The sequence below is a fragment of the Kitasatospora sp. Xyl93 genome, from assembly GCF_055383135.1.
Window position 1 is genome coordinate 6,736,405 of the sequence record NZ_AP029185.1, and the last position, 13,985, is coordinate 6,750,389.

11 protein-coding genes are annotated in these 13,985 nt (G+C 74.7%); 8 read left to right on the forward strand and 3 right to left on the reverse strand.

Annotated features, from left to right (window positions below; translation table 11 throughout):
- Positions 1-282 precede the first annotated feature (282 nt).
- Positions 283-675 carry a hypothetical protein gene (locus ACZ5GH_RS29280; protein ID WP_464335765.1) on the forward strand — a complete coding sequence of 131 codons (393 nt, stop codon included), beginning with the start codon at positions 283-285 and terminating at the stop codon, positions 673-675.
- Between the two features lie 153 nt (positions 676-828).
- Here ACZ5GH_RS29280 and ACZ5GH_RS29285 read toward each other — a convergent pair whose 3' ends face one another.
- Together ACZ5GH_RS29285 and ACZ5GH_RS29290 are read right to left on the reverse strand one after the other, a co-directional pair.
- Positions 829-1,986, reverse strand: coding sequence for a polysaccharide deacetylase family protein (locus tag ACZ5GH_RS29285; RefSeq protein ID WP_464336890.1), 1,158 nt, complete (start codon positions 1,984-1,986; stop codon positions 829-831).
- A 279-nt stretch (positions 1,987-2,265) separates the two neighbouring features.
- Complete coding sequence (locus ACZ5GH_RS29290; RefSeq protein WP_464335766.1) at positions 2,266-4,095, reverse strand: AMP-dependent synthetase/ligase; 1,830 nt, start codon at positions 4,093-4,095, stop codon at positions 2,266-2,268.
- 532 nt (positions 4,096-4,627) lie between these two features.
- On the opposite strand from ACZ5GH_RS29290, the gene ACZ5GH_RS29295 reads away from it, so the two are divergent.
- The 6 genes from ACZ5GH_RS29295 to ACZ5GH_RS29320 all read left to right on the forward strand — a co-directional run bounded on the left by ACZ5GH_RS29295 (position 4,628) and on the right by ACZ5GH_RS29320 (position 11,404).
- Positions 4,628-7,654 carry a sensor histidine kinase gene (locus tag ACZ5GH_RS29295; protein WP_464335767.1) on the forward strand — a complete coding sequence of 1,009 codons (3,027 nt, stop codon included), beginning with the start codon at positions 4,628-4,630 and terminating at the stop codon, positions 7,652-7,654.
- Complete coding sequence (locus ACZ5GH_RS29300; RefSeq protein WP_387756795.1) at positions 7,651-8,070, forward strand: roadblock/LC7 domain-containing protein; 420 nt, start codon at positions 7,651-7,653, stop codon at positions 8,068-8,070. Before ACZ5GH_RS29295 ends, ACZ5GH_RS29300 begins: the two co-directional genes overlap by 4 nt.
- A 158-nt stretch (positions 8,071-8,228) precedes the next feature.
- Complete coding sequence (locus ACZ5GH_RS29305) at positions 8,229-8,750, forward strand: DUF742 domain-containing protein (RefSeq protein WP_464335768.1); 522 nt, start codon at positions 8,229-8,231, stop codon at positions 8,748-8,750.
- A 103-nt stretch (positions 8,751-8,853) separates the two neighbouring features.
- Positions 8,854-9,405 (forward strand): GTP-binding protein, encoded by a 552-nt coding sequence (locus ACZ5GH_RS29310; protein WP_464336891.1) that lies wholly within the window; start codon positions 8,854-8,856, stop codon positions 9,403-9,405.
- Positions 9,406-9,825: 420 nt separating this feature from the next.
- On the forward strand, positions 9,826-10,014 hold the full coding sequence (locus ACZ5GH_RS29315; protein ID WP_387756794.1) for a hypothetical protein: 189 nt from the start codon (positions 9,826-9,828) through the stop codon (positions 10,012-10,014).
- 709 nt (positions 10,015-10,723) lie between these two features.
- Positions 10,724-11,404: a winged helix-turn-helix domain-containing protein gene (locus ACZ5GH_RS29320; RefSeq protein ID WP_387756793.1), complete on the forward strand. Its 681-nt coding sequence runs from the start codon at positions 10,724-10,726 to the stop codon at positions 11,402-11,404.
- Positions 11,405-11,648: 244 nt separating this feature from the next.
- On the opposite strand, the gene ACZ5GH_RS29325 is transcribed toward ACZ5GH_RS29320, so the two are convergent.
- Positions 11,649-12,434, reverse strand: coding sequence for an IclR family transcriptional regulator (locus tag ACZ5GH_RS29325; RefSeq protein WP_387756792.1), 786 nt, complete (start codon positions 12,432-12,434; stop codon positions 11,649-11,651).
- A gap of 457 nt (positions 12,435-12,891) precedes the next feature.
- Here ACZ5GH_RS29325 and ACZ5GH_RS29330 point away from each other — a divergent pair, with 457 nt between their 5' ends.
- Positions 12,892-13,965: an ABC transporter substrate-binding protein gene (locus ACZ5GH_RS29330; RefSeq protein ID WP_464335769.1), complete on the forward strand. Its 1,074-nt coding sequence runs from the start codon at positions 12,892-12,894 to the stop codon at positions 13,963-13,965.
- Positions 13,966-13,985 lie beyond the last annotated feature (20 nt).

Consider the following 13,985-nt stretch of genomic DNA (forward strand, 5'->3'; position numbering starts at 1 on the left):
GGAACCGGCGGTACGGCCGGTCGCGCGTCCGGCGACGTCCGGCGCGGACGCAGGACGTGGAAACGCGATTCGCGCACGCGGGCACCGCGGTGACCGCCTGGCGTCAGATCAGGGAAGCGGAGAGAGTGCTCATCGCGCATCGTCCCTTCGGAAGGGTGCCCGCTCGGCTGTCGGCCGGCCCACTACTCTTTGGCCGACGCCGCGCTGCACGCCACCATTAGAGCCAGGCCGTGGACGCGCTGTCAACGAGCACGATCACCGTTCGAAGGGAGCCGAACCGCCGTGGACCGTGTGGTGGACCTCGACGACGCCGCCGCGCGGATCGCCGCCCGGGCCCCGAGGTGGCGTGCCGCCCGGCTGACGGTCGGTCCGCTCACCTGGCGCGACCGGCCGGCCTCGTGGCCGCGGCCGCTGGAGACGGACCGCGCCCGGGTCGTCGATCCGGAATCCGTCGGCCTGCGGCTGGCCGACCCGCTGACCGGCGGTGAACTGGACGTGGTGCTCTTCCGCGGCGGCTGGGCGGATGTGAGGTTCCTGGCCGCCGACTGGGAGGACGGAGCGGCCGCAGGGGAGGGGCGGGAGCCGGGTGGTGTGATCCCGGCCCGGGGCATCGTCTCCGCCGAGGACTTCGAGGCGCTTCTGATCGGTTGGATGGGGGACGTCTTCGGCGGCTGAGCGGCTGAGCGGCTGAGCGGCTGGGTGACTGGGTGGTTGAGCGGCTGAGCGGCCGGCGAACCGAGCCGCTGAAGCAGCCCACCCCGGACCGACGCGCCGCCGCCTCCTCCGACGGGAGCGGGAGCGGCGGCGCGTCGGTCCGGACGGCGTCCGTCAGCGCAGGTAGTCGACCAGGCCGGCCGGCTTGAGGCCGGCGGCGTCGGCGGCGGCCAGGGCGCGTTGCAGGTCGGCGGCGAGGGTGTCGGTCCAGTGCATCAGCACGACGTCGCCCGGCTGCAGCAGGCCCGGGTGCCAGATGTCGCCGGCGCCCCAGCTGAAGTCCGCGTCGGCGGTGAGCACGGTGCGGATGCCGCAGTTCGCGGCGGCCTGCAGGGTGTCGGCGTTCCAGGCGAAGTACGGCGGGCGGAAGAAGGCCGGCGTGGTGCCGAAGAGGCGGGTCATGGAGTCGCGGGCGTCGCAGATCTCGACCTGCTGCCGTTCCAGCGGGAGCTTGGTGAGGTCGGCGTGGGAGACGCTGTGGTCCTGGACCGAGGAGCCGGGCACGGCGGTGACCCGCTTGAAGTAGGCCGGGTCGGAGGCAGCCGGCATCGGCAGCGGGAAGGCGGTGATGGGCAGCCGGTGGTCGGCGATGAACCGTTCCGCCTCGGGGGTGCGCTGCCAGCCGTCGTCCACGGTGAAGAAGACGACCCTGTCGTTGGTGGGGACGGAGCCCGCGGCGACGGCCGGGGCGGGTGCGGGGCCGTCCACCCGGACGTCGTCCACGGAGAACGGGCCCTGCTGGTACCAGCCGTGCACGTACAGCCGGACGCTGCGCGCGGTCGGGCCGGTGGTGAACCGGGTGCTCAGCCGCTGCCAGCCGCCGCCGGTGGTCTCCGTCCAGGCCGGGGCGACGTCCCTGCCGGTGCCGGTCGCGCCGAGGTGGACGAAGTCGCCGCGGACCCAGGCGGAGGCCGTGTAGGTGGTGTTGGGCTGGACCGCGACGGTCTGGGCGCACTCGCCGGTGGACTCGGCGCTCGCCGGGGTGACGGTGAGGGCGGAGGCGCCGGTGTGCGGGGCGGCGGCGGTGACGGCGGCTTCGGCCGGGCCGCCGGTGCAGCTCCAGCCGGGGACGCTGCCCCAGTCGGCGAGGTCGGGGGAGGGCACCTCGAAGCCGGGGTTGGTGGCGAGGTTGACGGTCGGCGCGGTCGGCGCGGTCGGGGCACTCGGGGCGCTCGGGGCGCCGTCGGCGGAGGCCGCCGGTGCGGCGAGGCCGGTGAGCAGCACGACCGAGGCGGCCAGTACGGACAGGCGCGTGGACAGGCGCGTGGACATCGACACGTGAGGACTCCAGCAGGTGGGGGCACGCCCGTGGGGAGAGCGTGAGCGGAATCGGACCGTGGAACAGTGGAACCGGGGCGCTGAACCCCGGGTCGCGGAACTCCGGATCGTTCCGGATCGTCGCAACAATGGACTAGACCAATGAGGCCGTCAAGGGAACGGCGGATGAACCCCGCCGCCTCGCGCGGCCGCCCGCCCGGCGCAGGCGATGCCACCGCTCGTGCCGCACAAGGGACAAGACGGTACGTCAGGGACGCACCCGACAGGAGTGGTTCAGGACAGGTACAGCTCTTCGATGTCCCTCGCGTAGTGCTCCGCGATCGCCGTCCGCCGCAGCTTGAGCGAGGGGGTCAGCAGTCCCTGCTCCTGGCTGAACTCCCGCGGCAGCAACCGGAACGCGCGGATCGACTCGGCCCGGGAGACCGCCGTGTTCGCGGCCGCCACCGCACGCTGGATCTCCACGTGCAGCTCGTCGTCCGCGAGCACCGTCCACGGGTCCGCCTGCTGCGCCCGCCCGCGGGTCTTCAGCCAGTGCGCCAGCGCCGCCGGGTCGAGCGTGATCAGCGCGGCCACGTACGGGCGGTCGTCGCCCACCACCAGGCACTGGGAGACGAGAGGGTGCGCCTCGACCCGCTCCTCCAGGGCCGACGGGACCAGGTTCTTGCCGCTGCTGGTGACGATCAGGTCCTTCTTGCGGCCGGTGATGCTGAGGTAGCCGTCCTCGTCCAGCCGGCCCAGGTCGCCGGTCGCGAACCAGCCGTCGACCAGGGACTCGGCGGTGCAGCGCGGATGGTTGAGGTAGCCGCCGAAGACGGAGCCGCCGCGCACCCACACCTCGCCGTCGTCGGCGATCGCCACCGAGGCGCCCGGCACCGGCTGCCCGACCGTGCCGAGCTTCTGCCGGCCGACCGGGTTGGCGGTGATCGCGGCGGTGGTCTCGGTCAGCCCGTAGCCCTCGTACAGCTGGAGGCCGGCGCCGGTGAAGAACAGGCCCAGTTCGCGCCGGAGCGTGGAGCCGCCGCACATCACGCTGCGCACCCGGCCGCCGAGCACCGCCCGCAGCCTGGGGTAGACGGTCCGCTCGTACGCGAGGTGGCGCAGCCGCAGGGCCGCGCCCGGGCCGGGACCGCGTCCGAAGGCCTTCTGCTCCCGGGCGGCGGCCCAGTCGACGGCCACCTGTCGGGCCTGTTCGAAGAGTTCGCCGCGCCCGGCGTCCTCGGCGGCCCGCCGGGCCTGCTGGAAGATCTTCTCGAAGACGTACGGGACGGCGTGGAGGAAGGTCGGGCGGAAGGTCTCCAGCGCGGGCAGCAGCGCGTCGGTGGAGACCTCCGGGATGTGCCCGATCCGGAAGCCGCCGCGGAGCGCCGCGATCTGCACGGCCCGCCCGTAGACGTGCGCGAGCGGCAGGAACAGCAGGGTGGCGGGGCGGCCGCCGCCGGTCTCGCGCAGGGCGTCCCCCCAGCCGGCGAGCAGGGCGTCGGCCTCGGCGGCCAGGTTGGCGTGGGTGAGCAGGCAGCCCTTGGGACGGCCGGTGGTGCCGGAGGTGTAGACGACGGTGGCGATGTTCCCGGCGGCGACGCCGAGGCGCTGGCGGTGCACCAGGGAGTCCGGCACGCCGAGTCCGTCCTCGGTGATCGTGGCGACGCAGTCCCGGTCCAGCTGCCAGATGCCGGTGAGGTCGGGCAGTGCGTCGCAGACCGCGCCGACCGTCATCGCGGCGTCCTCGTCCTCGACCAGGCAGGCCACCGCCTGGGTCTCGGCGAGGATCCAGCGCACCTGCTCGGGGGCGGCGGTGGGGTAGACCGGGACGGTGATCGCGCCGATCGACCAGAGTGCGTAGTCGAACAGCGTCCACTCGTAGCGGGTGCGGGACATCAGGGCGACCCGGTCGCCGTAGCGCACGCCGTGGGTGAGCAGGCCCTTGGCCAGGGCGAGCACCTGGTTCCGGAACTCCCGGGCGGTGACGTCCTGCCACCGGCCGTCCTCGGCCCGCCAGGAGAGCTGGACCAGGTCGGGGGTGCGCTCGGCGGTGTCGTAGAGGGAGTCGGCGAGTCCTCCGGTGGCCTCGGGCGCGGCCGGGGCGGGGGTGGTGAACTCGCGCACGGTCCTCCCCAGTTCGGTGCCGGTAGTACGGGGTGGGCCGAAACTATCGGATCGCCCAGTCACTTCCCAGGGTTGTGGCGGTGACGCGACGAGATCGGCACGTGTCCCCTCCGGTGGTGTCGCGCCCGGGGAGGCGCAGGGGAGGAAGCACGGAGGGCGTGGAGGGACCGGATCAACGCGGCATTCCGGGCATCTGCGGACGGTCCGGACGAGAAGCGGAGGCGGCGACGACCGGTTTCTGACGTGTGCGGGACGAGACCGGTCGGTGGACCGGTTCGCCCCTCGAACGAGTGGTGAGGGCGTAGTAGAGTCTCGCAGACCTGTGGCCGGGAACCCCTCCTCCGACCTTTCCCCCAGCACCCTCCACCGCCGCCCCCGCACCACTCGGACCGCCCCTGACCGGCCCGGCCCCGCCCGGCCCCCGACCCCGCTCCTCCGCCGCTCCCACGACTCCGCGACTCCCACGACCCTCACAGTTCCCACGACCCCACCGCTCCCCGTCCGCGCCTGGCACTTCCCGACCGAGGACTCCATGCGTCTGCGCAGCAGCTCGATCCGCGCGAAGATCATCGCGCTGCTCCTGGTGCCCATCGTCGCGCTCATCGCCCTGTGGGCGTACGCCACGATCGCCACCACCGGGGACGTCTGGAACCAGCTCGGGATCAGCCGTACGTACAAGGAGTTCGCGGGCCCGGTCGACCAGTACACCGGCGACCTGCAGAACGAGCGCCGCGCCGCCGTCCAGCGCCTGGCCGACCCGCGCTCACCCGCCGCCCGGGAGGCCTACGAGCGGGCCAAGGCCGCCACCGACCGCAGCCTGGACGTGCTGCGGCAGAAGAAGGACAGCTCCGGCAGCAAGCTCTCCGCCCCCCAGCGCGGCCGCTTCGTGCAGATCATCGCCGCCGCCGACCAGATCGGGCCGCTGCGCGCCCAGGTCGGCCGCTCCGCGCTGAACTGGGAGTTCGCGCTGGATCAGTACAGCGACCTGGTCAAGCCGGTGTTCGGCTTCCGGTCCGCCTACGTCGCCCGGCAGAGCGGCCAACTCCCCCGCCAGGGCACCATCCTGATCGAGCTGGTGCGCGCCCGCGAGTACCTGTCGCAGGAGGACGCCGCGATGGAGGGCCTGCGCACCGGCGCCACCAGGCCCACCGCCGAGCAGTACCAGGTCGCGCTGGACGCCCTGCACAACCAGCAGGCGCTGTTCACCGTCTACATCGCCGAGCTGGAACCCGCCGACCAGTCCGACTACGCCGCGCTGCGCGGCGGCGAGGCCTGGGGCGCGCTGGCCCGCGCCGAGGCGGACTTCGTCGGCGCCGGCGGCCCGGACCGGGTGGTCCAGGCGCTCAACAGCGACGGCTGGCGGGAGACCGCCGACCGGGCGCTCGGCGACCTCGCCTCGATCAACAGCCGGATCTCGGTCGGGCTGGACGACCGTGCGCGGTCCACGGCGATCGGGATGCTCTGGCGCGGCGGCATCGCCGGTGCCGTCGGCCTGGTCGCCGTGGTGCTGTCGATCATGATCTCGTTCCGGATCGGCCGGGGCCTGGCCCGCGAGCTGATCGGCCTGCGCAACGCGGCCCACGAGCTGGCCGGCACCCGGCTGCCGTCCGTCATGCTGCGGCTGCGCCGGGGCGAGCCGGTGGACGTGGCCGCCGAAGCCCCCGAGCTGCACTTCGGGAACGCCGAGATCGGCCAGGTCGGCCAGGCCTTCAACGCGGTGCAGCGGGCCGCCGTCGAGGCCGCCGTCGAACAGGCCGAACTGCGGCGCGGGGTCTCGGCGGTCTTCGTCAACCTGGCCCGGCGCAGTCAGGTGCTGCTGCACCGCCAGCTCACCCTGCTCGACACCATGGAGCGCCGCACCGAGGACCCGGCGGAGCTGGAGGACCTCTTCAAGGTCGACCACCTCACGACCCGCATGCGCCGGCACGCCGAGGGCCTGATCATCCTGGCCGGCGGCTCGCCCGGTCGCGCCTGGCGCAAGCCGGTCCGGATGGTGGACGTGGTCCGGGCGGCGGTCGGTGAGGTCGAGGACTACGCCCGGGTGATCGTCCGGCCGTTCCCCGGCACCGGCCTGCTCGGCAGCGCCGTCGCGGACGTCACCCACCTGGTCGCCGAACTGGTGGAGAACGCCGCGGTGTTCTCCCCGCCGAGCACCCAGGTCACCGTCCAGGGCGAGGTGGTGGCGCACGGCTTCGCGCTGGAGATCGACGACCGCGGGCTCGGGCTGAGCGAGCAGTTGCTCGCCGAGATCAACGAACGCCTCGCCGTGGAGCAGGAGTTCGACCTCGCCGACACCGACCGGCTGGGCCTGTTCGTGGTCAGCCGGCTGGCCCGGCGGCACGGTATCCGGGTGCACCTGCGGCCGTCCCCGTACGGCGGGACGACGGCGGTGGTGCTGATCCCGCGCGAGCTGCTCGCGGAGGCGCCCGACGGGAAGCCGGAGCCGGGCACGGCCGGGCAGCGGTCCGCGGCGGCCGGCCGGCGCGGGCAGCGGGACCTGGTCGCGGTGCCCGGGTCGGGAGGTGCCTCCCGGCCGGGGGCCGGGTCCGGTCCTGGCGCGGGCTCCGGTGCCGGCTCGGGTCCTGGTGCGGGTACGGGTGTCGCCGTCGCGGCGGGGGCCGGAGGTCGTACGGGCGCGGGTGTCGAGGACGGGGCGGCAGACGGGCGCCGTGGGACGACGGGTGGGCCGCGGCCCTCCGTGCCGGAGGCCGGCCGTACGGCGGGCGGGCTGCCGCGCCGGGCCTCGCGGGTCAAGAGCGGGCCGGTGCTGGTCCCCGCGCCCGCGGCGGACACCGAGGACGTCCCGGGGACGGGGCGGCATCGGCGGGAGGACACCCTGGTGGCCGCGGCCGAGGCGGCCGTCGCGGCCGCCGGGCCGGCCGACCCGACTGTGGCCCCGTCCGTGGACGCCGCGCCCCGGACGCCGGGCGGTCTGCCCCGGCGGGTCCGGCAGGCGAACCTGGCGCCGCAGCTCAGGGAACAGCTCACGGAACAGCTGAAGGAACGGTTCCGCAACGGGACCGGAGCCGACGGCCCCGGGGCAGCGCCGAACGGCGACGCCCAGGGCGGCCGGGGCTCCCGGGAGGGCGGGGAGTCCCGGGAGGCCCGGGAACGCTCGCCCGAGGAGGCCCGGGCCACCTTCGCCTCGTTCCAACGCGGCTTCACCCGGGGACGGGGTGCCACGGCTCCGGCGGACCGTACGGGCGCGTCCCCGGACCGCCCCGGTGCGCCGGCGAACCGCCCCGGTGCTCCGTTGACGGATCGTCCCGGCACGCCCGACGATCGTGCCGTGCGCGGGAACGGGCGGCCCACCGCCGCACCGGCCCGGCAGTCGCCGGACCGGTCCCGGCGGGCGATCGGCCCGGCTCCCGCCCCGGCGGCGCTGCCCGCGCCGCAGGACACCGGTCGGGCGCCGCTCGCCCGTCGGGTGCCGCCCGGGCAGCCGGTCCGCCGGAGCCCGGACACCGGCGCGAGCGCGCCACCACCCGGTCCACCCTCACCACCTGCCGTACCCGCACCACCCGCACCACCCGCTCCAGCGGAAGGAACTGATTCATGACCACGTCGATGCAGTCGGCCGGGGACCTCAACTGGCTCCTGGACGACCTGGTGGGGCGCGTCGCTGCCCTGCGGCACGCGGTGATCCTCTCCAACGACGGCCTGGCCACCGGTGCCTCCCGCGACCTGGACCGCGAGGACGCCGAGCACCTGGCCGCCGTCGCCGCCGGGTTCCACAGCCTGGCGAAGGGCGCCGGCGGGCACTTCAAGGTCGGCGGCGTCCGGCAGACCATGGTCGAGCTGGACGAGGCCTTCCTGTTCATCACGGCCGCCGGCGACGGAAGTTGTCTGGCCGTGCTGAGCGAGGCCGAGGCGGACATCGGCCAGATCGCGTACGAGATGGCGCTGCTGGTCAAGCGGGTCGGCGAGCACATGGCGGCCGAGCCGCGCACCGAAACCGCCCCGCCGGTGAGATGAGCGGTCCGATGGCGGATCCGAGGGCGGATGTGCCGGACGGCCCGGAGACACCGGACGGCCCCCAGGTGCCGGTGGGCACGACCGGGCCGTCCGGCGCCGTCGGTCGGACCGGCGGTCAGGTCGGCGGTCCAGTCGGCGGTTCGGCCGGTTCGGAGGGTTTGGTCGGCTCGGACAGCCCGGACAGCTCGGTCGGCTCTAAGAGCTCGGCCGAGCGGCCCGGCCCGGGGGCGCCGGCGGAGGACGGGCAGCCGGACCCGGACGGGGCCGACGTCGACCTGTTCCAGCCGCGCACCCCGGTCGACGACCGCTGGTTCGACGACGAGGCCGGCCCGGTGGTGCGGCTCTACTCGATGACCCGCGGCCGCACCCGACCGGTCGAGGAAGGGCTGTTCGACCTGATCTCGCTGGTCACCGCCGTCGATCCAGGGCAGGTCGCGGGGGCCGTGCCCGCGCACGTCCTCGACCCGGAGCACCAGACGCTGCTCACCCTGTGCCGCCGCGAGCCGCTCTCCGTCGCCGAGCTCGGTTCCTACACCGACCTGCCGGTCAGCGTGGTGCGGGTGCTGCTCGGCGACCTCTACGACGCCGAGCTGATCAGCGTCACCCGACCCGTTCCGCTCGCCGAGCTGCCGGACGAGCGCCTGCTGCGAGACGTGATCAATGGACTCCGTGCGCTCTGACCCCCACGCCCGCCCGGACGGCACCCGGCCGCACCGGGACGGCACCGCGGCCCACCCGGCGAACGCCAACGACCCGCGCTGGCGCGGCGGTCCGGCCGTCGCGGTGAAGATCCTGGTCGCGGGCGGCTTCGGCGCGGGCAAGACCACCCTGGTCGGCTCGGTCAGCGAGATCCGGCCGCTGCGCACCGAGGAGGAGCTCAGCGAGCTGGGCCGACCGCTGGACGACACCTCGGGCGTGGAGGCGAAGCGCACCACCACCGTCGCGATGGACTTCGGCCGGATCGACCTGCGGCCGGGCCTCGCGCTCTACCTGTTCGGCACACCCGGGCAGGACCGGTTCTGGTTCGTCTGGGACGAGTTGGCCCGCGGCGCGCTCGGCGCCCTGGTGCTCGCCGACACCCGGCGACTGGCCGACTGCTTCCCGTCGGTCGACTTCTTCGAGCAGCGCGGCATCCCGTTCCTGGTCGCGGTGAACTGCTTCGAGGGCACCGAGCGGTTCGCGCCGGACGAGGTCCGTGAGGCGCTCGACCTCGATCAGGACATCCCGGTGCTGCTCTGCGACGCTCGGCTGCGGCAGGACGGCAAGGACCTGCTCGTCGCACTGGTCGAGCACGCCGCCGCCCTCCGGCACCGCCGCGCTCCGGTCGGCGCCTGAGGGGCGATGGGCTCCGGGTCGGTTCCGGGCCGGCTGCGGGTGCCTCCGGTTCGGCTCCGGTTCGGCTCCGATTCGGCTTCGGCTCTGGCCGCGGTTCGACGGAGGAGGCCGTGCGACCGCTGCGCGACGGCCGTGCGACGACTCGGCAGGTGGGCGCGCCGACCTGCCCGTTTCGCCCGACGTCTCATTCGGCCGTCCGCATCCCGGACGATCAATGCGCCGAAGGTTGCCTAGACAGGCCCGGGCGTGGAAGGCTCTGTGGACGAAGGCCGCCCGGCCATGCCGTCGGGAGCGCCGGAAACGCGCCGTTCACACGGGTGTTGCGACCGGTGAACGGCCTTCGGAGTACCGGCGAGGCATCGCCGGCGGGCACCGGAAGCGGTGCGCCGCCGGGTGGCGAACAAGGGGGAGGGCAGCAGCATGACCGTCGACCGACGACGCATCACCACCGCGGTTCCCGGCCCCCTGATGCCTGTCGCCCCGGTGGCCGGTGCCTCGATGTTCGGTGCCCTGCTGCCCGGCGCCGCCGTGTGCGGCCTCGCCGATCCGGCGCTCACCGTCCGCCGCTACATCGACCACGCACTGATCTGCAGCGCGTGTTGTCGCTGACCGGCCTGACCTTCCCGGTACGTCCCCCGGCGCTCGCGGCCCACCCGGCCCGCCGCCCGACGCACCGCCGAAACCCGTCGACCAGGCCGTAGCGGACCGCCCGTCCGGCGTGCCCGCGGCCGACCAACCGGACCCGCCCAGCGGAGAGACCACCAGTGAACATCGTCTGCCCCACCACCACCCCCGACGTCGTCGGCCGTACCCGAACGACCGGGTCGGCCCCCGCGATGCGCGCGGGCGGACGGACCGGACGGTGGAACCGGTGCGCGAGCCGCGCCGTGGACAGCCGGCGGGGTCGCCCCGACCTCGAGCCGTTCTGGCCGTCCCGGCAGCCGCACCTGTTCGATCAGACGTGTCCCGGCTCGCCCAGCGCGTCCCGGCCCTCCGCCGGCTGACCCGGTTCGGTCCGGTCCAGCCCAGGCAGTACGCCCGGTCGACGCGCAGACGACTCCACCCCGTCCGTCACGCGCGAAATGAGCGGCACACCATGTCTTCTTCCTCCACGGCCACCCTGACCCCGCCCACCGCGACCCCGCACCTGCGCGCGGTCCGCTCCCTCCCGCCGGTCTCCTCCGTCCCCGCCACCGTTCCGGTCGGTCCCGGCACGTCCGGGGTCGCGGGACCGACCGTCCCCCCGGCATCGGTGTCCGACCGATGGCCCGGGGCGACCACCCGTCCGCCCCATGCCGGTTCGGGTCACGTCGGGCCGGTGCCCGTCGGTCCGGCTCGTCCGGCTGCCGTCCCCGCGCCCGCCGTCGTGCAGCCGGGCGCCGCCGCCCCGCAGGTCCCCCAGGCGCTGCTCGCCGCGCTGCCGGAGGGGGCGGCCGTCGTCGCCACCCTGCCGCAGGGCGTGCTGCCGCAGGCGCTCCTCGCCCAGTACGGCAGCCAGTTCGGCGGCGCGAACGGCAGCCCGGTGGTCGGGTACCTGGTGCTGGTGCCGACCGAGAACCCGGCCGCGGCGAGCGCCGGTCTGCCGGTGGTGCCGGTGGGTGCCGGTCCCGTCGGCGCCGCGAGTGCGCACGCGGCACCCGGCGTCCAGCCGGTGGTCGACGGGTACGCCGCCCAGACCGTGGCGGGGGTCCGTCCGGTCCGCCCGGCCGCGCGTGGCATCGCCGTCGACACCGAGCGGCGCAACGCCTACGTCGACGGGCGGCTGCTCGACCTCACCTACCTGGAGTTCGAGCTGCTGGCCCACCTCACCGAGCACCCGCAGCGGGTGCACACCCGGGACCACCTGGTCTCCGCGGTCTGGGGCTACGGCCACGTCGGGGACGGGCGGACGGTCGACGTGCACGTCGCCCGGCTGCGCCGCAAGCTCGGGGCGGCTTACCGCGACACCATCGTGACGGTCCGTCGGGTCGGCTACAAGTACACCCCGGCCACGGCCTGACGGCAGGTCACTGCCGGTAGGTCGCCGTATCGGTAGCCGCCATCGACCCGGCACCGACGACCCGACCGCCACCGGCCGGGCGCCGACGACTCGGTGCCACCGACCGGGCGCCACCGATCCGGCGCCCGGTCGGACACCGCTGACCGGCTGTCGCCGATGGGTCCGCCCCGTCCGGTCGAAGCGGCGGACCGCCCGTCCTGAAGCAGGCGGGCGGTCCGCCGCTTCGCCGTGTTCCGGGGGGCCGTCAGGGACGCTGGTCCGGGGGGAGCAGGAGGACGGCGAGCGCGTCGGCGCAGCCGCGCGCGTGGCCGAGGAACCAGTCCAGCCGGTCGTCGGTGAGGTGCGCGGGCGTCGAGCGGACCGCCAGGGCGAACCGGGCCTGTCCGGCGCCGTCGAGGACGGGCACGGCCACCGTCCGCACCCCGGCGGCCGACTCGCCGTCGTTGAGCGCGTATCCGGCCGCCCTGACCTTCTCCAACTCCTCCTCCAGTACGGCTGGTTCGGTGATCGTACGGTCGGTGAAGGAGGGTAGCGGCCCGAGCGCCGACGGCGCGGTCATCTCGCCCGGCCGCGGCCAGGCGAGCAGGACCTTGCCGAGCGCCGTGGAGTGCAGCGGGCGGCGCAGGCCCAGCCCGGTGTCCGGGCGGACGGAGCCGCCGACCAGGATCACCGCGTGCGCACCGCTGCGGATCGCCAGGTCGGCGGTCGCCTTGGTGCGCCGGGACAGCAGGTCCAGCTCGGGCCCGGCGAGGTGCAACCCGCGCTGGTGGAAGGTGAGCTGGCCGAGTTCGGCGACGGCCGGACCGAGTCGGTAGCGGGCGGTCTGCTCGTCCTGCTCCAGGAATCCGGCGCTGACCAGCGTGCGGGCCAGCCGGTGTGCGGTGGAGACCGACAGGCCCATCCGGCGAGCCAGGTCGGAGGCGCTCAGGTCGGGGCCGTTGTCATGGAAGCAGTGCAGCACTCCGAGCGCGCGCTGGACGGCCTGCGCACCGGCCGGCGGACTCTGGACGGCGGTGGCGGCCTCGGCCATGGCACCTCGCGTTTCGGTTCGGAGCTCCGGACGGGCGGCCGGAGGCGGTCTCAGCGTAGGGCAGCCAGTGCTGCGGGATTGTGTCGACGACGTTGCAATGGAATGGCGTTGATGAACAACTGATCCCACCATGTGGCAAAGGCTTGCTTCCGGCTCGTCCGCCGTGGAACGCTCCTCGCATCGCAACCGGACGGCCGCTCGGCCCGGCCGGTGACCGCCCCGACTCCGCGGAAGGAGAAGCGCCGTGACGTCCCACCGGTGTCTCCCCTCCCGTGCGTGTTGTCGCTGACCGACCCGTCGCCGCCGACCGTCGCCGACCGGCGTCTCCCGCGCCGCCCGCCGTCGCGCATCGCGGCATCCAACCCCCTTGCGTACACCGTCTCGTGGCCCGTCGTGCGGTCATTCGAGCCCCAGCTCCTCCGGCCGCCGTCGGAGTCACCGTGGAGGACCAACTCCGTTGTCCAGCCGTGCCCAGAACGCCTCCCCGCTTCCCGACACCCTCTGGTTCACCCGCTGCCCGGTGCCCACCGCGACCGGGATCGCCGCCGACCGGGGGTGGCTCGCCCGCGAGTTCGCCGCCGACGGCATTGCCGTCCGCTCGCTGCAGGACGCCCCGCCGGAGGTGGCCGCCGACCACCACTACACCCACGCGCTGACCGGCCTGTTCCGGGAGGGCGGCAACGTCCCCGCGCTGTGGGCGCGTTCGCGCGGCGAGGCGACCAGGCTGATCGGCCTCACCTGGATCGAGGAGCGCCAGGTGGTGCTGGTCCGGGCCGGCACCGGCATCACCGAGCCCGGGCAGCTGCGCGGGCTCCGACTGGCGCTCCCACATCATGACATCGGCATCGACTTCTGGCGGGCCATGGCGCTGGCCGGCCTGCGCGGTGCCCTCGGGCTCGCGGGCCTCACCCTGGCGGACGCCGAGCTGGTGGACGTCCCGGCCGTCCCGGGTGGCGGGCAGTGGTCCGCCGAGCTGGCCGCACTGCGGGACGGCACGGTGGACGCGGTGTACGTGAAGGGGGCGCTCGCCGTCGAGGCGGCCCGCCGGATCGGTGCGGAGGTGGCCGTGGAACTGGACGCGGCGCCGGACCGCCGGGCCCGGGTCAACAACGGCACGCCCCGGCCGATCACCGTCCACCAGCGGCTGCTGGACGAGCATCCCGGGTTGGTCGCCCGCTTCCTCGCGGTGCTGCTGGAGGCCGCCGACTGGGCGGCGGAGCGTCCGGAGGAGGTGGCCCGGATCCTGCGGGCCGAGACCGGTGCCGGCGCCGAGGGCGTCGCCGGGGCCTACGCGCCGGGCAGCCACCGCACCCTGCACCTGGACCTGTCGGCGGAGCGGCTGGAGCTGCTGGCGCTGCAGGAACGATTCCTCAGGGAGCAGCGCTTCCTCGCCGCTCCGGTGGACGTCCAGGCATGGGCCGACCCGGAGCCGCTCCGCGCCGCCCGCGAGCTGCTGCGGGTGCGGCGTCCGCGTGAGGGCGCCGGTACGGGTGCGGGTGCCGAGGGCGCTCAGATCACGGACTTCGGATAACAGCGTTCAACTAACAGATT

Bases quoted from the DNA above. Each gene is read 5' to 3' on its own strand.
- ACZ5GH_RS29295 (WP_464335767.1), top strand. From the start codon at position 4,628: ATGCGTCTGCGCAGCAGCTCGATCCGCGCGAAGATCATCGCGCTGCTC.
- ACZ5GH_RS29285 (WP_464336890.1), bottom strand. From the start codon at position 1,986: ATGTCCACGCGCCTGTCCACGCGCCTGTCCGTACTGGCCGCCTCGGTC.
- ACZ5GH_RS29315 (WP_387756794.1), top strand. From the start codon at position 9,826: ATGACCGTCGACCGACGACGCATCACCACCGCGGTTCCCGGCCCCCTG.
- ACZ5GH_RS29325 (WP_387756792.1), bottom strand. From the start codon at position 12,434: ATGGCCGAGGCCGCCACCGCCGTCCAGAGTCCGCCGGCCGGTGCGCAG.
- ACZ5GH_RS29300 (WP_387756795.1), top strand. From the start codon at position 7,651: ATGACCACGTCGATGCAGTCGGCCGGGGACCTCAACTGGCTCCTGGAC.